At 59.0% G+C, this 20,978-nt stretch carries 24 protein-coding genes and 1 riboswitch; of the genes, 6 read left to right on the top strand and 18 right to left on the bottom strand.

From position 1 onward, the window contains the following. Positions 1–53: 53 nt before the first annotated feature. From ACR1XY_RS12425 to rpsA, 5 genes are all read right to left on the bottom strand, one after another. Complete coding sequence (locus ACR1XY_RS12425; RefSeq protein ID WP_480593697.1) at positions 54–389, bottom strand: hypothetical protein; 336 nt, start codon at positions 387–389, stop codon at positions 54–56. A gap of 47 nt (positions 390–436) precedes the next feature. Continuing rightward, positions 437–1,081, bottom strand: a complete 645-nt coding sequence (locus tag ACR1XY_RS12430) for a phosphoribosylanthranilate isomerase (protein ID WP_480593698.1) — start codon at positions 1,079–1,081, stop codon at positions 437–439. 9 nt (positions 1,082–1,090) lie between these two features. After that, on the bottom strand, positions 1,091–1,441 hold the full coding sequence (locus ACR1XY_RS12435; RefSeq protein WP_480593798.1) for a lipopolysaccharide assembly protein LapA domain-containing protein: 351 nt from the start codon (positions 1,439–1,441) through the stop codon (positions 1,091–1,093). A gap of 6 nt (positions 1,442–1,447) precedes the next feature. Next, positions 1,448–1,732 (bottom strand): integration host factor subunit beta, encoded by a 285-nt coding sequence (gene ihfB / locus ACR1XY_RS12440; protein ID WP_037310872.1) that lies wholly within the window; start codon positions 1,730–1,732, stop codon positions 1,448–1,450. Between the two features lie 271 nt (positions 1,733–2,003). After that, entirely contained in the window at positions 2,004–3,680 is a 1,677-nt protein-coding gene (gene rpsA, locus ACR1XY_RS12445) for a 30S ribosomal protein S1 (RefSeq protein WP_170326968.1), read from the bottom strand. Between the two features lie 353 nt (positions 3,681–4,033). Between rpsA and ACR1XY_RS12450 the strand changes: the two genes are divergently transcribed. Then, positions 4,034–4,441, top strand: coding sequence for a hypothetical protein (locus tag ACR1XY_RS12450; RefSeq protein ID WP_480593699.1), 408 nt, complete (start codon positions 4,034–4,036; stop codon positions 4,439–4,441). On the opposite strand, the gene ACR1XY_RS12455 is transcribed toward ACR1XY_RS12450, so the two are convergent. Continuing rightward, entirely contained in the window at positions 4,438–4,953 is a 516-nt protein-coding gene (locus ACR1XY_RS12455) for a hypothetical protein (protein ID WP_480593700.1), read from the bottom strand. The two genes, ACR1XY_RS12450 and ACR1XY_RS12455, sit on opposite strands and share 4 nt — an antisense overlap. Before the next feature lie 218 nt (positions 4,954–5,171). Here ACR1XY_RS12455 and ACR1XY_RS12460 point away from each other — a divergent pair, with 218 nt between their 5' ends. After that, positions 5,172–5,651: a YHS domain-containing (seleno)protein gene (locus ACR1XY_RS12460; protein ID WP_480593702.1), complete on the top strand. Its 480-nt coding sequence runs from the start codon at positions 5,172–5,174 to the stop codon at positions 5,649–5,651. Between the two features lie 18 nt (positions 5,652–5,669). Here the strand turns inward: ACR1XY_RS12460 and ACR1XY_RS12465 are convergent, their stop codons facing one another. Together ACR1XY_RS12465 and aroA are read right to left on the bottom strand one after the other, a co-directional pair. Beyond that, positions 5,670–6,287 carry a (d)CMP kinase gene (locus ACR1XY_RS12465; protein WP_480593704.1) on the bottom strand — a complete coding sequence of 206 codons (618 nt, stop codon included), beginning with the start codon at positions 6,285–6,287 and terminating at the stop codon, positions 5,670–5,672. Beyond that, complete coding sequence (gene aroA / locus ACR1XY_RS12470) at positions 6,284–7,630, bottom strand: 3-phosphoshikimate 1-carboxyvinyltransferase (RefSeq protein WP_480593705.1); 1,347 nt, start codon at positions 7,628–7,630, stop codon at positions 6,284–6,286. Before aroA ends, ACR1XY_RS12465 begins: the two co-directional genes overlap by 4 nt. Before the next feature lie 185 nt (positions 7,631–7,815). Here aroA and ACR1XY_RS12475 point away from each other — a divergent pair, with 185 nt between their 5' ends. Next, entirely contained in the window at positions 7,816–8,625 is an 810-nt protein-coding gene (locus ACR1XY_RS12475; RefSeq protein ID WP_480593707.1) for a hypothetical protein, read from the top strand. Between the two features lie 3 nt (positions 8,626–8,628). On the opposite strand, the gene trmB is transcribed toward ACR1XY_RS12475, so the two are convergent. The 8 genes from trmB to miaB form a co-directional block, all read right to left on the bottom strand. Beyond that, entirely contained in the window at positions 8,629–9,336 is a 708-nt protein-coding gene (gene trmB / locus ACR1XY_RS12480) for a tRNA (guanine(46)-N(7))-methyltransferase TrmB (RefSeq protein WP_480593709.1), read from the bottom strand. 93 nt (positions 9,337–9,429) lie between these two features. Continuing rightward, entirely contained in the window at positions 9,430–10,611 is a 1,182-nt protein-coding gene (gene metK, locus ACR1XY_RS12485; protein WP_480593710.1) for a methionine adenosyltransferase, read from the bottom strand. Between the two features lie 5 nt (positions 10,612–10,616). Further along, positions 10,617–10,665: riboswitch (SAM-SAH riboswitch) on the bottom strand. A 42-nt stretch (positions 10,666–10,707) separates the two neighbouring features. After that, positions 10,708–12,204, bottom strand: coding sequence for an apolipoprotein N-acyltransferase (lnt, locus tag ACR1XY_RS12490; RefSeq protein WP_480593711.1), 1,497 nt, complete (start codon positions 12,202–12,204; stop codon positions 10,708–10,710). After that, positions 12,201–13,088, bottom strand: a complete 888-nt coding sequence (locus ACR1XY_RS12495) for a hemolysin family protein (RefSeq protein ID WP_480593713.1) — start codon at positions 13,086–13,088, stop codon at positions 12,201–12,203. Before ACR1XY_RS12495 ends, lnt begins: the two co-directional genes overlap by 4 nt. A 35-nt stretch (positions 13,089–13,123) precedes the next feature. Beyond that, positions 13,124–13,618 carry an rRNA maturation RNase YbeY gene (gene ybeY, locus ACR1XY_RS12500; RefSeq protein ID WP_480593714.1) on the bottom strand — a complete coding sequence of 165 codons (495 nt, stop codon included), beginning with the start codon at positions 13,616–13,618 and terminating at the stop codon, positions 13,124–13,126. Positions 13,619–13,651: 33 nt separating this feature from the next. Continuing rightward, positions 13,652–14,674, bottom strand: a complete 1,023-nt coding sequence (locus ACR1XY_RS12505; RefSeq protein ID WP_480593715.1) for a PhoH family protein — start codon at positions 14,672–14,674, stop codon at positions 13,652–13,654. A gap of 143 nt (positions 14,675–14,817) precedes the next feature. Next, entirely contained in the window at positions 14,818–15,582 is a 765-nt protein-coding gene (locus tag ACR1XY_RS12510; RefSeq protein WP_480593716.1) for an outer membrane protein, read from the bottom strand. A 182-nt stretch (positions 15,583–15,764) separates the two neighbouring features. Beyond that, positions 15,765–17,084 (bottom strand): tRNA (N6-isopentenyl adenosine(37)-C2)-methylthiotransferase MiaB, encoded by a 1,320-nt coding sequence (gene miaB, locus ACR1XY_RS12515; protein WP_480593718.1) that lies wholly within the window; start codon positions 17,082–17,084, stop codon positions 15,765–15,767. A gap of 120 nt (positions 17,085–17,204) precedes the next feature. Here miaB and ACR1XY_RS12520 point away from each other — a divergent pair, with 120 nt between their 5' ends. Continuing rightward, positions 17,205–18,068: a hypothetical protein gene (locus tag ACR1XY_RS12520; protein WP_480593719.1), complete on the top strand. Its 864-nt coding sequence runs from the start codon at positions 17,205–17,207 to the stop codon at positions 18,066–18,068. A gap of 7 nt (positions 18,069–18,075) precedes the next feature. On the opposite strand, the gene ACR1XY_RS12525 is transcribed toward ACR1XY_RS12520, so the two are convergent. Further along, the gene (locus ACR1XY_RS12525; protein WP_480593723.1) at positions 18,076–18,873 is read right to left on the bottom strand and encodes a phytanoyl-CoA dioxygenase family protein; all 798 of its coding nucleotides are present in this window, start codon (positions 18,871–18,873) and stop codon (positions 18,076–18,078) included. Between the two features lie 87 nt (positions 18,874–18,960). Between ACR1XY_RS12525 and ACR1XY_RS12530 the strand changes: the two genes are divergently transcribed. Next, positions 18,961–19,851, top strand: coding sequence for a LysR family transcriptional regulator (locus tag ACR1XY_RS12530; protein ID WP_480593725.1), 891 nt, complete (start codon positions 18,961–18,963; stop codon positions 19,849–19,851). Between the two features lie 2 nt (positions 19,852–19,853). Here ACR1XY_RS12530 and irrA read toward each other — a convergent pair whose 3' ends face one another. Next, entirely contained in the window at positions 19,854–20,270 is a 417-nt protein-coding gene (gene irrA, locus ACR1XY_RS12535) for an iron response transcriptional regulator IrrA (protein ID WP_480593730.1), read from the bottom strand. A gap of 188 nt (positions 20,271–20,458) precedes the next feature. Here irrA and fabA point away from each other — a divergent pair, with 188 nt between their 5' ends. Continuing rightward, positions 20,459–20,968, top strand: coding sequence for a bifunctional 3-hydroxydecanoyl-ACP dehydratase/trans-2-decenoyl-ACP isomerase (gene fabA / locus ACR1XY_RS12540; RefSeq protein ID WP_170326986.1), 510 nt, complete (start codon positions 20,459–20,461; stop codon positions 20,966–20,968). Positions 20,969–20,978 lie beyond the last annotated feature (10 nt).

Raw genomic sequence — 20,978 nt, forward strand, 5'->3', positions numbered from 1 at the left:
TCGTGCCCATTGTTCATAGGAGGTGGCGGCGGGATTTGCCATGGCAAAACGTATTATTCCGCCGCTTCAAGGTGCTGCGCCCAGATTTGCAACGCCTGCTCTCTACTGGGCACTGCAATGCAGGGGAAGTGGTGAAACTCACTCACCTCGGCCAGTCGTACAGCGGCCTGCACCACGCGTCGGTGCGGACCGGAATGGGCAAAGGTCAGCATCGCCTCGGCATCGTGCCAGACACTGAGCGAGAAATAGAGCCCCTGATACGGAAAGACATCCGCTTTCAGACACAACGGATCGCCGCGCGCCTGAAGCAACGCCTGATGCGCGCGCCAAAAAAACTCCGGCCCGTAATACCACCGTTTCAATGAAACTCCGCCAATCGCTGCCAGCATTGCCGCGCCCTCCCCTATCGGAGATACGCAGGCACCGGGCGATCAGATCACCGGGTGGCGTCGATAAAGGCGCGGATGAGGGTTGCGTCCTTCACGCCGGGCGCGCTTTCCACGCCCGAAGAGACATCGACCTGCCGCGCGCCAGTCATGCGCATGGCATCGGCAACGTTATCAGCCGTCAACCCCCCGGCCAGCATCCACGGGCGCCGCCAGTACTTGCGCCCGGCCAGCAGGCGCCAGTCAAAAGCCAGGCCGTTGCCGCCCGGCAACTCGGCGTTGCGCGGTGGCTTGGCGTCGATCAGCAGTTGGTCCGACACTTCCGAGTACAGGTCGATTGCCACAAGGTCTTCAGCTTCGGCCACACCAATGGCTTTCATCACGGGCAGGCCGAACCGTTCGCGGATCTCGGCCACGCGATCCGGGCTTTCCTTGCCGTGCAGTTGCAACATGTCCAACGGTACGCTGGCCACGATCCGGTCCAGTTCCTCATCCGACGCGTTCACGGTCAGCGCGACCTTGGCCACACCAGAAGGCACCAGATGGGCCAGTTCGGTGGCGGCCTCAATGTCCAGATGCCGTGGCGATTTTGGGAAGAACACGAACCCGACATAACGTGCGCCAGCCTCGGCTGCCACGCGCACGTGATCGGGGGCGGTCAGGCCGCAGATTTTGACACTTGCGTCTTGGGGCATTGGTTTGCCTCAGCTGGCCTCGTCCAGCAGGGCCAGAACTTCGTCCTGACCTTCGTTCTGCTTTTTCTTGAGCTTTTTGACTTCACGCTCAAGCTTGCGCACTTCGTTTTTCTTCACGGACGCATCCCGGCGGTGCTTGTGCTCGCGCAGCCATTCCCAGAGGAAACCGATGATCAGGCCTGCGACAACGCCGCCCAACACCACCACGAACAGCGGCAGCGACGTGCTGAAGTTAAAACCCACAAGCTCGGCAAAGGGTTCCGGCATCAGCGACAGTTCAACCGTTTCGCGATTGGCCAGCGAGACGGAAATAAGAACGATCCCGAGGATCGCCAGGAAAGCATATCGAAGGTAGCGCATCATGACTTAGGCTTTACCGTTCAATCGATCCCTAAGCAACTTGCCAGTTTTGAAAAACGGCACACATTTTTCTTCGACTTGAACAGTCTCACCCGTGCGGGGATTGCGGCCGACACGCGCGTCGCGCTGTTTCACCGAAAAGGCACCGAAGCCACGCAGTTCCACACGGTCACCGCGCGCCATGGCATCCGTCACTTCTTCGAACACGGTATTCACGATCCGCTCGACGTCGCGTTGATATAAATGCGGGTTCTCGTCGGCGATTTTCTGAATCAGTTCTGAACGGATCATGAGCGCTACCCTCCCAGGCGATCGGTTAACCATCTCTATTGTTCTGAACAGTATAGGAAAAAAGTCGGATCGGGGGAACGTAAACTCTTTGTGCAAAGCCTTCATTTTGCTGCTAAACCGCGCGATTTTTCGCTTGTTCACGCGAATTCCGCGCTTAAAGCGCGAACCACACCCGAAATAAGTCCGGAATTTGGAACATATTGATTCGCAACAAAAACGGCCCCGCGCGGATACGCGGGGCCGTAAATTCGGCTAAGGCTGATGCCTTGGCTTAGTCGCCGGACTTCAGCGCCGCACCCAGGATATCGCCCAGCGATGCGCCCGAGTCGGAAGAACCGTACTGTTCCACGGCCTCTTTCTCTTCGGCGATCTCGCGTGCCTTGATCGACAGGCCCAAACGGCGGGTCTTGCTGTCAACGTTGGTGACGCGAACGTCGACCTTGTCACCGACCGAGAAACGCTCAGGGCGCTGTTCGGCACGGTCACGCGACAGGTCCGAACGACGGATGAACGATTTCATGCCTTCGTACTCGACCTCGATGCCACCATCTTCGATCGCGGTGACTTCGACAGTGATGACCGAACCACGCTTCACGCCGCCCACGGCTTCGGCGAACTTGTCACCGCCCAGGGCTTTGATCGACAGCGAGATACGCTCTTTTTCGACGTCAACTTCCGAGACAACGGCCGAAACCATGTCGCCTTTGCGGTAGTTCTGGATGGCATCCTCGCCACGCTCGTCCCAGGACAGGTCCGACAGGTGAACCATGCCGTCGATGTCGCCTTCGAGGCCGATGAACAGACCGAATTCGGTGATGTTCTTGACTTCGCCTTCGACCTGCGTGCCCTCGGGGTGCGTTTCTGCGAACACTTCCCACGGGTTGCGCTGAGTCTGCTTCAGGCCCAGAGACACGCGACGCTTGGCGCCGTCGATTTCCAGAACCATAACGTCGACTTCCTGGCTGGTCGAAACGATCTTGCCGGGGTGGACGTTTTTCTTGGTCCAGGACATCTCGGACACGTGCACCAGACCTTCGACACCGGCTTCCAGCTCGACGAACGCGCCGTAGTCGGTGATGTTGGTGACGCGACCCTGATGGACCGAGCCCAGCGGGTATTTCGCAGCAACCAGATCCCACGGATCTTCCTGCAGCTGCTTCATGCCCAGGCTGATGCGGTGGGTCTCTTTGTTGATCTTGATGACCTGAACCTTGATGGTTTCGCCGATCGTCAGGATCTCGGACGGGTGGTTCACACGACGCCATGCCATGTCGGTGACGTGCAGCAGGCCGTCAACGCCGCCCAGGTCAACAAATGCGCCGTATTCGGTGATGTTCTTGACGACACCCTCGACGGTCTGACCTTCGGACAGGTTGCCGATAACTTCGGCACGCTGTTCGGCACGCGATTCTTCCAGGATTGCGCGACGCGACACAACGATGTTGCCACGGCGGCGGTCCATTTTCAGAATCTGGAACGGCTGCTTCAGACCCATCAGCGGGCCAGCGTCGCGCACGGGGCGCACGTCAACCTGCGAGCCGGGCAGGAACGCAACTGCGCCACCCAGATCGACGGTGAAGCCACCTTTGACGCGACCGAAGATAGCACCTTCGACGCGCTGGTCGTCGGCATATGCTTTTTCCAGACGGTCCCATGCCTCTTCACGGCGGGCCATCTCGCGCGAGATGACGGCTTCGCCACGGGCGTTTTCTGCGGCGCGCAGGTAGACTTCGACCTCGTCGCCAACAGCGATTTCAGGGGCTTCGCCGGGATTTGCGAATTCTTTCAGATCAACGCGGCCTTCCATTTTGTAGCCGACGTCGATGATGGCTTGGCCGGCTTCGATCGCCAGTACCTTGCCTTTGACAACAGAACCCTCTTCGGGTGTGTCCATTTCGAAGCTTTCATTAAGGAGGGCTTCGAATTCCTCCATGGATGCGTTAGCCATGTGGCGTTGTTTTCCTTTACAGTACGTTTTTGCTGGCCGAGCGGTTGTCTCCGCCGGTCTTGTTTCATGGTGCCTTGAGGCGTAACCCGGGGCGCATCTGACTACACAAACACAAAGGGCCGAGGTAACCCGGCCCTGCTCAGATACGTCATCCGGACGTTAGCCGCCCTTGTTAAGACCGGTGCTCTATAGCGGGTTGGCTCCGGTCTCGCAAGTCGAAAGCACTTAGCGCGAAGAACAGGGACAACATCGCCGACCTCACAATCGGTTGATAGCAGCCTTGCCCGGTTGCACACCTTGCATCACCCCGGCACCACTGGTCTGGCAGGCACACAGACCGGAATTGTCAGATCATGGAAGAGTTCAACGTCATCGTTGCACATCAACCCCAGTGGGTTCAGATATGGATGAACATTCTGAGCTTTGGCGCCTTCCTGTTACCGATCTCACTATTGATTTGGCGGCAGACACGCCTGACAGCGATTATTACGATCCTGTGCAGTTTGCTGGCGGCGGCCGGCGTTCTGCTGATCTTCAACCAGCTTGGTTATGTCCGTTTGATGGGGCTCGGCCACGCCGTGTTCTGGACACCGCTTGCCTATTACCTCTGGAAACAACAGGCGCGCGAAGACATCCCCGTCGCTCCCAAATGGATAATCCGTGTGGTGGTCTTGACCATCGCCGTGTCGCTGGCCTTCGACTACTTGGACGTACTGCGGTATTTGCTGGGCGATCGAACACCTGCTTCTGTTCCGGCTTAGATTTCTTCGCCTTTCTTAAGCAATTCCTCGATCAGATCCCGCTGAAGGTTACCGCTGTCCCCTCCGCCGAACTGCTGCGCACCGCCGGAATAAAGCGAGCCATAGGTCTTGGCGATGTTCACCGTCTGCGCCAACCCCGAGATCAGCTGGTCCTTTTCAAGCGGTGACAGCGGATGAATGAATGTTGCCCACAGCATTCCGTTGGCAATCGCATAGCGCGCGTCGAGAGCGCTGTCGAAATTGGCCTGCATCATGCGGTGCATGTCCTCGGCGGTCAGGCCCTCGGCGCTGCGGATCGGGATCATCGCGCGCATCCGGTCGGCATTGCTGTCGGTGATGATCAGAACCGGAACGTCCGATACGGTCAGTTGGAACCCTGGCCCGCGCGGCTGTGCCTCAGGGTCGAGCGCGAAGATGATCTTGCCCAGACGTTCATAGTCCATCGGTGGCTCGGCCTCCTGAGCAGCCAGGCTTCCGGCCAGAAAAAACAGAGTTAGGGCTAGTCGGATCATCGCATCTCTCCTGCAGGCTACGCTCCAACCATAGGGGCCGGCTGGCGGAGTGACCAAACAAAGCTTGGTGAAGGACTTATCCCGCCCCACCGCAGGTTTGAACGATCTGCAAGATTTGGCGGGCTTCCTGCGATAGCCCGTTCAGAACTACCCCTCTACTTATGTTTCAGCGGTTGGCCGCCCGGCTGATCCAAACCTGAACAGGAAAGGAAATCCCAATGAAATCTCTGGTTCTGACAACCGTCCTCGCCGCCCTGCCTCTGATCGCGGCACCCGCCTTTGCCGCGGATGAGATAAACGTTTCTAACGGTATCTCGGCGGCCGGTGCGCCGCTGGCCGCGCACGGCGTCGATCTGGTCGCGCTGGTGAGTGACGGCAATCCGGTCGAGGGCTTTGCCACCCATTCCGCCACCTATGACGGGGCGTCCTACTACTTTACCAGCGCTGCGAACCGCGAAGCGTTCGAGACCAACCCCGCCGCCTACCTGCCTCAGCACGGCGGGTTCTGTTCGTTCGGCGTTTCGGTGGGCAAGAAGTTTGACGGCGATCCGGATCAATATCTCGTCGCGGATGGCAAGCTGTACCTTTTCCTGAACGCCGAAACCCGCGCGGCCTTCCTGAAGGACGTGACAGCCACGGCAAAAACCGCTGACGATCAGTGGGCGAATATCAAAAGCGTCGCCGTCGGCGAGTTGTAATCCTGAAAGCCCGCAGCGCTATGGCGTCGCGGGCTTTTTCTTTTCGATGAAGGCCACGGCCTGAGCTAGCGCAGCCTCGATACTCAGATCGGACGTGTCCAGCAGTACGGCATCGTCGGCGGGTTTCATCGGTGCAGTGCTGCGTTCGGCATCCCGTGCATCGCGTTCGCGCACATCGGCCAGCACCATTTCGCGGGTGACTTCCGATCCCTTGGCGCTCAATTCCAGAAAACGCCGCTCGGACCGAACTTCGGCGCTGGCGGTGACGAACAGCTTCACCTCGGCCTCAGGGCAGATCACCGTTCCGATATCGCGCCCATCCAGAACCGCGCCCCCGGCACGACGGGCAAAATCGCGTTGGAAGGCGACCAACGCCGACCGGACCTCAGGGATTACAGCCACTTTCGACGCCGCCTGCGCAATCTCGGCCGTACGCAGATCACCCTGCTCCAGCTCGTCAGCCGTCAGCGCCTGCGCGGCCTCGACCGGGTCGGTACCGTCCAGAGTGCGACGCCCAACCGCGCGGTAGAGCAACCCCGTATCCAGATGCGCGAACCCGAAGTGTGCGGCAACGCCTTTCGAGATCGTGCCCTTCCCCGCCGCCGCAGGGCCGTCAATGGCGACAGTAAAGCTCACGTGCGTTCGACCTTGGCGCCCAGAGACGCCATCAGCGGTTCGAAAATCGGGAATGAGGTCGCGATCGGGCCGCCGTCATCGACCGAGACCGGGGTCTGCGCGCCCATCCCCATCACCATGAACGACATGGCGATGCGGTGGTCCAGAAAGCTCTCGCACGTACCGCCGCCGGGGATATTGCCGATGCCCAGCCCCTCGACCGACCACCATTCTTCGCCCTCGTCAACGGTCACGCCATTGGCGCGCAGACCCCTGGCCATTGCGTCGATCCGGTCACTCTCCTTGACGCGCAGCTCTTTGACGCCGCCCATCATCGTGGTGCCTGTGGCATTGGCTGCAACCACGGACAGAACCGGGTATTCGTCGATCATCGAGGCCGCGCGTTCCGGCGGCACGTTGATACCCTTCATGTTGGGCGAATACTTGGCGCGCAGATCGGCAACGGGCTCACCGCCCTCTTCGCGTTCGTTTTCATAGGTCAGATCTGCGCCCATTTCGCGCAGAGTGGTAAACAGCCCCGCACGGGTCGGGTTCAGGCCGATACCTGGCACCAACACATCCGAACCCGGCGTGATCAGCGCCGCGCAGACCGGGAAGGCCGCGCTAGACGGGTCGCGCGGCACGGCGATGACTTGCGGTTTTAGCTCGGGGCGGCCGGTCAGAGTGATCACCCGCCCCTCATCGGTATCCTCGACGGAAATTTCGGCGCCAAACCCGGCCAGCATCCGCTCCGAATGGTCACGCGTGGCCTCTTTCTCAATTACCACCGTCTTGCCGGGCGCGTTCAGGCCAGCCAGCAGCACGGCGGATTTCACTTGCGCCGACGGTACTGGGACTTCGTAGCGGACCGGCACGGGTTCCGCCGCACCCACGATCGTCATCGGCAGACGCCCACCGGCACGGCCAACCGACTGCGTACCAAACAGCGCCAACGGATCGGTGACCCGCGCCATCGGGCGTTTGTTGAGGCTCGCGTCTCCGGTAAAGGTCGCGGTGATGGGCGAGGTCGCCATTGCCCCCATGATAAGTCGCACTCCGGTACCCGAATTGCCGCAGTCGATCACCTGATCCGGCTCGGCAAAACCACCGACTCCGACACCATGCACGGTCCATTCACCACCACCGTGGTCCGTCACCTCGGCCCCAAAGGCGCGCATCGCCTTGGCGGTGTCCAGAACGTCCTCGCCCTCAAGCAGGCCCGAGATTTTGGTTTCACCCACCGCCATAGCGCCAAGGATCAGCGACCGGTGCGAGATCGACTTGTCGCCGGGCACCTCTGCTGTGCCGGTCAGCGGGCCGCAGGGATGCGAGGTCATCGGGATTGGCGTGCCGTGTCCGGACATGGGGGCTCCTGTTTTCGCTATCAGTGCTCAAGCCGATTAGCGAATTGGGGCCGCTTGGTCCAGCCGCAATACGACCGCCAGAGGGAGCGAGGTTTGGGCGATCAGGAGTTTCTGGGCTACAATGGTCAAACTCAAGGACGAGTTCATTTTTTGTTGCTCATAATTCAATGTCCAAGGTTTTTTCCATGTCACAGCTTCAAACCATGCTTTCCAGCGGAACGGAAAAGTTCTTTCAGCCCAAAGATCCACTAAAGACAGACAGTGTTCTGCAGATGCGCCTGGCCTTTCTGGTCGGCCTCGTGGCCTTTGGCCTGCCGATCATCCTTGCCAGCGGCGCAGTGTTTGGTGGCAGCTGTTTTCGCGACAGCATAAGCCATTTCTACTATGCCCAATTCCTTGGGACCATCTTCGTCGGTTTAATGGTTTTTATCGGTGGTTTCCTAATCGCCTATACCGGAGATCATTGGCTTGAGGATCTTGGGTCATTCATCGCCGGAATAGGCGCATGTTTTGTCGCGGTTTTCCCAACAAGCGGGTCTGGCTGCGAAGAACCCGTCAGCTTTAAGTCTCGGATTTTTGCCGATGTGAACCAAACGCCGCCGCCGGTCCTGTCGGACCCCGAACCGGAAGCATTCTTCACCCTGTTTTCGGGCGCGCCGCACTTACATGCCTGGGCTGCGGGCATCCTGTTTATCTATCTTGGCCTTTATTGCCTTTTCGTTTTACGCCGCGTGGTTCCGGAGCGTCACTTAAGACACGGGCAAATGATCCAGACGAAAAAGCGACGCAATACTTTGTATTCGTTATGCGGCATCACGATCCTGTTGTGCGTTCTGACTCTGGGTATCGTCGCCTTTTCTGGTGAAGGCGCCCAGACAGGATGGAAATCCCATAACCTGACTTTTTTTGTAGAAACCATCGCGCTTTGGGCATTCGGGCTGGCATGGTTTGCAAAAGGCCGAGCCTTCCCCAGCATGCGCGATCCCGCGCCGTAGCGGTCAGGTTTTGCGGAACGTAAGGTAATGTGGTGTGCGGCCTTCGCGCAGAGCTTTCTGCTCATATCGAGTGGAAATCCAGTCCTCCCACGGTTCGCGCCAGTCTGCGGGGCGTTCAGCCAGCCACTCGAAACCTGCGTGCGGAACTTCCTCCAGCGTCTGGCGAACATAGTCGGGGATGTCAGTTGCCACGCGGAAGATTGACCCCGGCTTCAGCACGCGCGCCAGCGGTTCCAGATGTTCGGGCGTGACAAAGCGACGGCGGTGGTGCCGCGTTTTGGGCCAGGGGTCGGGGTACAGCAAAAAGGCGCGCGAAATGCTGGCTTCGGGAAGCACGTCGAACAGATCGCGTGCGTCACCGGGGTGCACCGCAAGGTTTTCGACTCCGGCCTGACGAATTTTACCCAGCAGCATGGCGACGCCGTTGATATAGGGTTCAGCCCCGATGATACCGATATCGGGGTTGCTGGCGGCCTGATGCACCAGATGCTCGCCACCGCCGAAGCCAACCTCAAGCCAAACATCCTTGCCGCCGAACAGCGCGTCCAGGTCCAGCGGGTGACGTTCAGGGTTGGTTTCCCAATCGACCGCGCCCGGAGACAGGGCATCGAGATCTTCGTTCAGATACGTCTTTTGACTCTGCTTCAGTGTCTTGCCCTTAAAGCGGCCATAGAAGTTTCTGCGGGGGCGTTTTGGTGTCTGGGTGCTCATGGCGGTGCCCATACTGCGCAGGTCCAAGTGTTGCAACCCCGGCGCCTGAACGAAAAAGCGCGCCGGTTAGGGCGCGCTTTGTATTGCATTGGATCAGACCGCGGTTTTCAGCGCATCGACCAAGTCAGTACGCTCCCAGCTGAATCCGCCATCCGCATCGGGTTCACGTCCGAAATGGCCATAAGCAGCCGTGCGCTGGTAGATAGGCTTGTTCAGTTTCAGGTGCTCGCGAATACCGCGCGGGGTCAGGTCCATCACCTGTCCGACGGCAGTTTCGATGAGAGCGTCCGCAATCTCGCCGGTGCCGTGCGTATCGGCGTAGATCGACAGAGGTTTGGACACACCAATCGCATAGCTCAGCTGAATGGTGCAGCGTTCCGCCATGCCCGCAGCAACCACGTTCTTGGCCAGATAGCGCGCGGCATAAGCGGCCGAGCGGTCCACCTTGGTCGGGTCTTTCCCCGAGAACGCACCACCACCATGAGGCGCGGCACCGCCGTAGGTGTCGACGATGATCTTGCGCCCGGTCAAACCCGCGTCGCCATCCGGGCCGCCGATCACGAATTTGCCCGTCGGGTTCACGTGCCATTCGGTTTCTGCGGTCAGCCAGCCTGCGGGCAGGGTTTCGGTGATATAGGGTTCGACGATGGCACGGATGTCGTCCGAGCTCAGCGCCTCGTCCAGGTGCTGAGTCGACAGCACGATCGAACTGACGCCGACCGGCTTGCCATCGCGGTACACAACCGACAGCTGCGATTTCGCGTCCGGGCCCAGTGCGGGCTCGGTGCCGTTCTTGCGCACTTCGGCCAGACGACGCAGAATCGCGTGCGAGTACTGGATCGGTGCTGGCATCAGCGCAGGGGTTTCGGTGGTGGCGTAACCGAACATGATGCCCTGGTCGCCAGCGCCCTCATCCTTGTTATCCGAGGCGTCCACGCCCTGAGCAATATGGGCGGACTGTTCGTGCAGCAGATTTGTCACCTCGACGGTTTCGTGATGAAACTTATCCTGCTCATAGCCGATATCCTTGATACAGGCGCGCGCGATCTCGTCGATGCGGCCCATATAATCGTGCAGCTTTTCCTGATCGGACAGACCTACTTCGCCACCGATCACCACTCGGTCGGTCGTGGCAAAGGTTTCGCACGCCACGCGTGCTTCGGGTTCTTCGTTCAGAAATGCGTCAAGGACGGCATCGGAAATCCGGTCACAAACCTTATCCGGGTGCCCTTCGGATACGGATTCCGAAGTAAATGTGTAGTTCTGTCGGGACATGAAAGTGCTCCATTGAGATTTCCCCATCACGCCAGGAAGCCGTTGTGACGGGCAAGCGAGGGGATACGCCTACAGCTTCACAGGGTCAATCAGAATTTAAGCGTGTTTTCGCCGGACGTTGCACCAAAGCAGCACGAACAAAACCGCCAGCAGAACAAAGACCGGGATATCGCCGATCCGGGCGTATACAGTGGGGGGCAGCGGCGCTGGCAGTTTTGCATCCACAAAACCCGCCTGCCCCAAAGCCAGCGAATCCACAACGTGCCCCAGCGGATCGATCATCGCCGAAACCCCGGTATTGGCCGAGCGCATCATCGGAAGACCCTGCTCGATCGCGCGCATCTGGGCTTGAGCCAGATGCTGATATGGGCCGGACCGCGTACCGAACCAGGCATCATTGGTGATTTGCAGCAGAAAATTAGCGCGCCCCGGTGCAGACAAGACATCCTGCGTGAACACAGCCTCGTAACAGATCAGCGGCAGCGCCTTGCCCAGCTTTCCCGCATCCATCAAGGCGGCCCCCGGTCCCGAGCTGAAACCATGGCCAGCGGTGGTCGCCATCCCGTGAATGCCGAACCGTGCCAAAAGGTTTCCGAACGGCACGTATTCTCCAAACGGCGCAAGGTGGTGCTTGTCATACAGACCCTGTTGTTGTCCCTGCTCGTCCAGATAGATCATTGAATTGTAGATGCGCGGCCCGTCACCCCGCTGGATACCCAGAAATACCGGTACGCCCTGCGCTGCATCTGTGACTGCGGCCAAATACGGCTGTGCACTGCCCAGCCATGCCGGTATCGACGTTTCGGGCCAGACAATCAGGTCCGGTCGGGGTTGCGCGGCGGTGAACCCAATCTGACGCGCAAAAAACAACGGCGCATAGTCCGGATCCCATTTCTGATGTTGTGGGGCGTTGGGTTGGATCATACGCACGGCGTGATCGGTCTCGGTGACGGTCGGACGCGAGGCCGCATAGGCCAGGGCCAGACAGGCAATTCCTATCGACAGGCCCAGTGGCAGCGCAAATCCGCCACGTTGCGCCAGTGCCGCGCCCATGGGAAGCGTTGCCAAAAGGGTCAAAGTGCCCAGACCGTATGGTCCGAACAGGGATAAAAGCTGTACCATCGGCGTATCGACCCAAACCTGCGCCAGACCGGCCCAGGGAAACCCGGTCAGCACATAGCCTCGGGCGCATTCCGCCAGAGACACGGCCAAGGCCAGGAAAACCGCCTGCCCAACGGCACCTTTTCCCGGTCTCCTTGCGGCCCAAAAGGCAAGCGCCCAGAACAGGGCCAGCCCGCCTGCCATGAAGATCAAGGCGAAGGGTGCCATCCAGGCGTGGCGCTCGGCGTCTACAAAAAACGGCTCGATGATCCAGCTGAGTCCGCGCGCGAAGTATCCGGTGGCAAAGGCCCAGCCCAACCAAGCGGCCCGCCCCCGCGACTCAGAGTATAGAAACAGCGGTGCCAACAGCACCAGTGCGGCCAAGGTGGCTGCCCAAATCCCAAGCGGTGCGAGGCCAAACGCCGCCAGAGCGCCCAGCAGGGCCGAAAACACAAACCTCAGCCAAAAAGGCCACCCCTGCGCAGGGTTCATGCAGCAAGGTCCGGTAACATGACACGTAAACGCTTGATTCGGCGCGGATCGGCATCGATCACCTCGAATTCCGGACCTTCGGGATGCAGAACAACCTCACCCCGCGCAGGCACACGGCCCGACAGCATGAAAACAAGACCGCCCAAGGTATCAATCTCTTCCTCGTCTACGTCCTCGTGACTGGTCAGTGAGCGCCCGATCTCGGCCTCGAACTCTTCCAGAGGGACACGTGCCTGAACGATGTAGCAGCCAGGCTTTTCCTGCACCCAAAGCTGATCTTCGTCGGCGTCATGTTCATCGGCAATCTCACCAACCACCTGCTCGATCAAGTCCTCGATGGTTAGCAAGCCGTCAACACCGCCATATTCGTCGATCACCAGCGCCATGTGGCGGCGTTCTGTCTGCATCTTTGTCAGCAGCACACCAATTGGCATCGAGGGCGGCACAAACAGCAAAGTCCTCAGCATCGACACGAGATCGAACTCGGCGCCGCTGCCGTTAAACCCGTGGGTCAGCGCAAAATCCTTGAGGTGGACGAATCCCAAAGGAGTATCCAGCGTTCCCTCGTACACCGGTATCCGAGACAGGCCACTATCACGAAACACCTGCGCCAGTTCATCTTTCGTGATTGTTGAAGGGACCGAGATGATTTCGGCAGTCGGAATGGCCACATCCTCGACCCGCATCCGCCGCAAGTTGATCATGCCGCGCGGTTGAGTCGTGTCGGCCTCGTGCCCGTTGGCTACGTGGACCTCATCCTCGTCCTGTGGCGAAAACGCGTCCACTATGCGAGAAAAAAACCCAGCTTTCTCTTTGACATTGTCACCGCCGTTCTTCGGTTGCGCGCTCTGCGCCGCCATAGAACTGCCGTCTGTATCGCCCATAATCCCGTTCCAAATTATCAGCCCTGAAGGCCCGTCTACGCACTATATGGGTCATCAAGACCCAGTTTGCCAAGTATATCGACCTCGACCGCTTCCATCAAATCGGCGTCTGCATCGCGGATGTGGTCGTATCCCAGCAAATGTAGTGTTCCGTGAATGATCAGATGTGTGACGTGATCATCCATGGGTTTGCCAACCTCGGCCGCCTCACGCGCGCAGGTGTCGTAGGAGATCGCAATATCTCCCAGCGCGAATTCGCCAGTGAAATCCGGGTCGGGCGGCAGTGGCGACTGGCCCGGTTGGTCAGCGGCCAGTTCCTCGGCTGGCCAACTGAGCACGTTGGTCGGCGCAGGCTTTTCCCGAAACTCTGCATTCAGTTCGGCGATCCGGGTGTCGTCACAGGCCAGCAGGCTGATCTCGCACAGGTCAGCATCCAGACCGCAATGATCCAGTACGGCATGAATAGCGCGCGCAGCCAAGGGTTCCAGCCCCTGCCAGCGCCCGTCTTCGATGGTCAGTTCAAGGTTCATGTCACCACGTCCTAAGCCTGCGGCCGCGGACGATTAGCCCGTCTCACGGCCCGAGTCGGCCTCATACGCTTCGATAATGGCGGCGACAAGCGGGTGCCTTACGACGTCCTTCGAGGTAAAATAGTTGAAGCTGATATTCGGGATCGTCTTCAGCAAACGCTCGGCATCGGCCAACCCAGACTGAACCCCGCGCGGCAAGTCGACCTGAGAGCGGTCACCGGTGATGACCATGCGGCTGCCCTCACCCAGTCGGGTCAGGAACATCTTCATCTGCATGGTGGTGGCGTTTTGCGCCTCGTCCAGGACAACAAAGGCGTTGGCCAGCGTCCGCCCGCGCATGAAAGCCAGCGGCGCGATTTCGATTCGCTTCTCTTCAATCAGCTTGGCCAGCTGCTTGCCGGGCAGGAAGTCGTTCAGCGCATCATAGAGCGGCTGCATGTAAGGGTCGACCTTGTCCTTCATGTCACCCGGCAGATAACCCAGCTTTTCACCAGCCTCGACGGCGGGACGGCTGAGAATGATCCGGTCCACATGCCCGCCGATAAACATCGACACACCAACGGCCACGGCCAGATAGGTCTTACCAGTGCCGGCAGGACCAATTCCAAAGGCCAGTTCGTTGTTGAACAGCGACTGGACATAGGCCTTCTGCGCGTCCGTGCGTGGCTCGACCAGTTTTTTGCGGGTTTTGATTTCGACCGTACCGCCCTTGAACATCTCAAGCTGGTCGCCATCGCGGCTGCCGGTTCCTGTCTCGGAGCTGCCCATCCGAAGCTCGCGGTCCACGTCGGCAGCCTCAACATCGCGACCGCCTTCAAGACGGGTATAAAGCGCCTGCAGCACCTCAATCGCCTGCTTCTGCGAATCCTCATCGCCCATGACAACCAACTGGTTGCCGCGTCGGACAATCTGGACGGACAGCTTATTTTCGATTTCGGTCAGGTTGCGGTCATACTCACCGCACAAATCAATCAACAACCGATTGTCAGGGAATTCAACAAACGCCTCACTTTGGGGCATGTCATCTTGCGGTGGGGTAAGGGCACCGATGGCCAATCCGTTCTCCTGTCTTGGCGTTTCACCCCGAGCGTAGACAACAACTCTCGGTGGGCGCAAGCCACAGTTTTAAATTTTCCAAAACGGATGGCAAAACCGCCGAATAGTAGCCCAAGCGATATCGCCATTAGTTGAGAGCTTGGTCAAAACGTGTAGTTCAACCCAAATCTCAAACCGCGGTAACGCGGAGTGGATTTCGTCGAAAAACCATTGCTGAATTCGACCCGGCGCGAGTCGAACTGCACGTATTCGTATTCACCCGTAATCGACCAGTTCTCGCTCAGGTTGTGCTCGGCACCGATACTTGCCGAAAAACCGTTCCGAGTATCACTTTCTTCGAATGGTTGCGTCGTGACGCCGGAAGTCAGGCTGCTGGTGGTTTTCACGTCACCCTGCACGTATCCTACCGTTACGAAATACAATACCGTGCCGCTTTTGTTGGTCAGACCATTGCGAAACCGAATCGAAAGGATGTCCGAGACCTCGGACGATCCAGTGATTGCAACGCTGCCAATATCCGTCATGGCGTCGTCATCGAGCGTGCCAAAATCATACCCGAGTTCGAACCCGTAGACATAGTCGCGTCCCCCGATGGCCGGCAGAACGCCACGCCAGCCACCCCGGACACCACCGTAGTTGCCGTTCAGGTCGAGTTCTCCAATTTCGAACGTACCGCCCGGGGTCGTCAGGCCAAACCGGTCCGTGCCGCCCGTTGCATATCCACCGCTAAGGCCCAGGTAGAAGGCGCTGACATCGCTGCCGAAACGTTTCGGGCTGACGACCGGAGGGTCAGTCACACCCTGCTCCAGATTGCCCGCAACAGTTGCGCTGGATAGAAGGGAAAGCACCAGCGCTGACGAGAAAACAACCCGACGGCTTGGTCCAAAGAAACGTGTTCGAATTTCCACTCGTTACCTCCATCGTCCCAACCCGAAAACCGGACCGGTACAGAACTGGATTTTCAGGAGCGCAGAGCGCTGGACCCTAAAAAATCTGGCCCTTCTCGGAACATAGTTCACGGTTGTGAATCAAGGGTTAAAAATTGAAACAAGTGCTGACTATGGCATTATGACAGCACCAGTCGATCAGGTCAGATCATTGCCCCCGCCAGCGAATTTGTCCCCGAACCGGTGATCTGAACATCCCTAAGCTCTCCGACGGCGACGTCTGCATCAGACACATGAACCGAGTGCAGATATTCGGATTTTCCAACCATTTGCCCGGGCAAGCGACCGGATTTTTCGAACAGAACGCTAACCCTTCGCCCAACCATTGCATCCTGAATTTCCCGCTGATGCTGCGTGATCAGGGCCTGCAGACGTTGCAAACGGTCATCCGCCGCCTGCGGATCGACCTGAGGCCGCTCAGCCGCGGGCGTACCGGGGCGGGTCGAGTATTTGAAGGAATAGGCATAGCCGTATTTGACTTCTTCGACCAAATCCATCGTTGCTTGGAAATCTTCTTCGGTTTCCTCGGGAAAGCCGACGATGAAGTCACCGGACATGACGATATCGGACCGCGCCGCACGGATACGCTCGACCAGACGCAGATAGCTTTCCGCCGTGTGGCTGCGGTTCATCCGTTTGAGGATTTTGTCCGATCCCGACTGCACCGGCAAGTGAAGATACGGCATCAGCTTTTCGCAGGTTCCATGCGCCTCGATCAGGTCATCGGCCATGTCATTGGGGTGCGAGGTGGTAAAGCGGATGCGCTCCAGCCCGTCGACTTTGTTCAACTCCCAGATCAGACCGGCCAGCGTCATGTCGCCGTTCGGACCCGAGCCATGATAGGCGTTCACGTTCTGACCCAGCAGAGTGATCTCGCGCACGCCGCGCTCCACCAGATCTTGGGCTTCACGGATAATGCGATCCGCCGGGCGGCTGACTTCGGCACCACGGGTATAGGGCACCACACAGAAGGCGCAGAATTTGTCGCAGCCTTCTTGCACGGTCAGAAACGCTGTCGGGCCACGCTTGGCCTTGGGGCGGTTCTTCAGTTTCTCGAACTTGTCTTCTTCGGGGAAGTCCGTGTCCAGCGCCTTGGCGCCAGTGCGGGTCTTTGCCTCCATCTCGGGCAGGCGGTGATAGCTTTGTGGGCCCACAACCAGATCGACCAAAGGCTGACGACGCATGATTTCTTCGCCTTCGGCCTGCGCAACACATCCCGCCACGCCGATCTTCAGATCGGGCTTTTCCGCTTTCAATCCCTTGAACCGGCCAAGCTCGGAATAGACCTTTTCGGCAGCCTTTTCCCGGATATGGCAGGTGTTGAGCAAAATCATATCCGCATCATCGGGGCTTTGCGTTTCCACGTAGCCCTGCCCGCCCAACGTCTCGGACATGCGCTCGCTGTCATAGACGTTCATCTGGCAACCATAGGTTTTGATGTACAGCTTTTTGGGTTCTGACATGGGTATGGCCTTTGCGTTCGCGGGATCGGCGTCATCTATACCCTACGAACGCCGCTTGCAATGCCGGGGCGGATACCCGATTTTGACCGAAGATTCCAGCAAAGTGGAACCGGACAGGTAATGCAATACGATTCACTCGACGTTTTCCTGAACTCAGGCAAATCGGCGCTGGCCAAAGGCCCGGTCGCCCTGATCTTTGCCGAGGACACGGTCGAGATCGACAGCACGATCCGGCATCATCTGCACCTGGGGTTCAAATCCGTGATCGCCTTCATGCCGCAGGATTTTGCGCTGGACCCGGAGTTGTCCGAACGCATTCACCGCGTAACGCTAACCTGCGTGCCCGGCGCGATCGTGTTCGACACCATCAACAAAATCATACAGGCCGCGCCCGGCATTTGGATGTATTACTGCTATAACGCCGAATACCTGTTCTTTCCGTTTTGCGAGACGCGAACGGTGGGCGAATTGCTGGCCTTTCACGCCGAAGAACGCCGTGACGCGATGCTGAGCCATGTCATCGACCTCTATGCCGATGATTTGGATGCCTTTCCGAACGGAGTCGCCCCGGACCGCGCGATGCTGGACGGCACGGGCTATTACGCCCACACCCGCCACGACGCCGAAGGCCACCCGGTCGAGCGGCAGTTGGACATGTCGGGCGGCCTGCGCTGGCGGTTTGAGGATCACATTCCCTATGAACGCCGCCGTATCGACCGGATCGCCCTGTTCAAATCCCGCAAGGGTCTGGAACTGCGCCCCGATCACACGTTCAACGACCCGGAATACAACACCTATTCCTGCCCGTGGCATCACAATATGACGGCTGCCGTATGCTCATTCCGGGCGGCCAAAGCGTTGAAAACCAACGCCGGATCGACCTTCGACATCCCGAGTTTTTGCTGGCGCAACTCAGTGCCGTTCCAGTGGACCTCTGGTCAATTGCTCGACCTTGGCCTGATCGAATCAGGCCAGTGGTTCTGAGCCGCGACTAGCGCTGCAGCAGCACCGGGAACCAATCTTCGCGCAGGCGCTGGCCGGGGGTCATGTCATGCCCCAGAAACGGTGGAGATGTCCGGCCCGGACGTTCCACATACCGCGCATCATCGCCGACCAAACGCAATGAAAACGCCCTGCGGCGGCTGTCGGAGTGATTCCCGCGCGCGCCGTGCAGCGTGCGGTAGTTGAATGCCACCGCGTCGCCCGGCTCCATCTCGAATTCCACAACCTTCATACCTTCGGCATCCGGGTCGGGGACTGGGATGTACTGGCCTTCGTCCGGGAAAAACCCCTCCTCCGACACCCAGCGGGTTGGCAGAACCTCTTTCTCCCACCGGTGCGAGCCCGCCACGCAGCGCAGCGTTGCCTGTTTCACCGGGTCCAGCGGCGACCAGAAGCTGATCGTCTGCTGCCCTTCGACAAAGTAATACGGCCCGTCCTGATGCCACGGGGTCGCCATCGAGGTGCCCGGTTCCTTGACCAGAACGTGGTCGTGGAACATTTGAACGGTCTGCGATTGCATCAGGTCCGCCGCGACCTCGGCCGCCGGAGAGTTTTCGATCACCTCGCGAAACTGATTAATCCGCGACCAGTTGCAGTAATCGTCAAAGAACAGGCCGGTTTCGCCTTGCTTCTTGTTGTCCGACGCGTAAGGCCCCGGTTCGGCCATGTTGGCGGCGACGCCTGCGCGCAGGGCCTCGACATGGTCGGCAAACAGCCCTTTGATCAGGACAACGCCGTCCTGCTGATAGGTGTCGATCTTCTCTTGCGTGACCAGAGGGTGCGTCATGTCTATCTCCGTACCGTGGGGTTGGGTGATGTGGACATGGGAAAGCCCTCTGTTCAAGTCATATCTTTCAAAGATACACTTAACTTCATGTTATATATCTCGCTGCGCCAATACGAATATGTCTGCGCCATCGGACGGCATGGCAGCCTGTCCGCCGCCGCGTTACACCTGAATGTCTCGCAACCGGCGCTGTCCAACGCACTGACACGGGTCGAGGACCAACTGGGCTATTCCCTGTTCGCCCGTCGGCGCGGAGCAGCGATGGCGTTGACCCCGCAAGGGCGCAGCTTCATTGAAGAGGCCGAGGTGCTGCTTGCCAGCGCCACCCGGTTGGAAAACGCTGCCGAAAGCAGCGCGGGCAAGGCGCGCTTGCGGCTGGGCTGTTTCGTCGATTTGGCCCCGTTTCTGCTGGCCCGCGCCCTGCGACAGTTGCGCGCCGAGATGCCGGATGTGGCGGTGTCCTACCGGGTGGACAGTTTCGAGGGCCTGATTTCCGGCCTGATCGACGGGCGGATCGACCTCGCGCTGACCTATGGGCTCAGCATGGATGCGACGTTCACTCGACACACCTTGTTCACCAGCTCTCCGCGCGCACTTTCGTCGCTGGATCACCCTTTGGCCACAAACAGCCAAGTTTCCCTGAAGGATCTGGCCGCTCACCCGCTGATCCTTTCCGAGGAAGGGTTGTCCGCCCAGCATGTGCTGGGACTGTTTCGTCAGATCGGAGAAAGCCCAATGGTGGCACACCGCGCGGCCTCCTTGGAGATTCAGCGCAGCCTTGCGGCACATGGCGAAGGAGTCGCGATCAGCTATGCCAATCCACCCGCTGACATCAGCTATGACGGAATGCCGCTGCTGAGCCTGCCTGTCTCGGATCCGTTCGCAGCCGAACCCGTGGTGCTGGCCCGACATGGCACAGGACCCACCGACGCGCCAGTTGCGATAGCGGAGCGTGCGTTAAATGAAATCGTGACGTGAGGTTACTTTTTTCGCAGACGGATCACGACATCGACCGAGGCGATCTCAACGCCTTCGGGGGCCTCGGGCAGGCGCTGAATTACCAGCTGGTCTGAGGGCGCATCGCTCAGGCGGCTCTCGTCTTCCCAGTAGAAATGGGGATGATCGTGAGTGTTTGTGTCGAAATAGCTTTTCGACCCGTCCACCGTGATTTCCTGCAAGACACCAGCCTCGCAAAACGCGCGCAGGGTGTTGTAGACAGTCGCAAGGGATACGGCATCACCGTTCGTTTTTGCAGATTCAAACAGGCTTTCCGCCGTGACGTGGCGATGACGGCCGTCGCCGACCAAAAGTTCGGCCAGAGCCATGCGCTGACGTGTCGGACGCAATCCCGCGTCGACCAACCAATTCGTGGCTCTGCTCTGGCTTTGAGGTGTCATGAATCCGAAACCCGTTTGTTGCTGACATATATATAAGTGCTCAGGTCAGGTAATTTCAAATGAAATTCATTCGCAAAGAATGTCCTGAACACAACATGATGTGGGCGACCGCTCTTGCAGGACCTTGCATACGGGTGCTAGGTGAGGCCAGATTAAAGAAACGGACCCCTGGCAGGAGAGGCGGCAGAATGGCCCAATTCCCGAGCAGCTTTGACAAGGACGATCTGCTGAAATGCGCCCGAGGCGAATTATTCGGCCCCGGCAATGCGCAATTGCCTGCCCCGCCGATGCTGATGATGGATCGGATCACCGATATCTCGGCCGATGGCGGCGCGCATGGAAAAGGTCACGTTTTGGCCGAGTTCGATATCACCCCGGACCTGTGGTTCTTTGACTGCCATTTCCCCGGCAACCCGATCATGCCCGGTTGTCTTGGACTGGACGGTCTGTGGCAGCTGACCGGCTTCAACCTGGGCTGGCGCGGCTGGCAGGGTCGCGGCATGGCCGTGGGCGTGGGTGAAGTAAAGCTGACCGGCATGGTGCGCCCGGACCGCAAGATGCTGACTTATAAAATCGATTTCAAAAAGGCGATCCAGACCCGCCGCCTGACCATGGGTGTGGCGGATGGTATCGTCGAAGCGGACGGCGAAATGATTTACGACGTCAAAGACATGAAAGTCGTTCTGTCCGAAGCCTAAGCCGGACCGG

This window comes from Ruegeria sp. AD11(2025) (assembly GCF_056542405.1).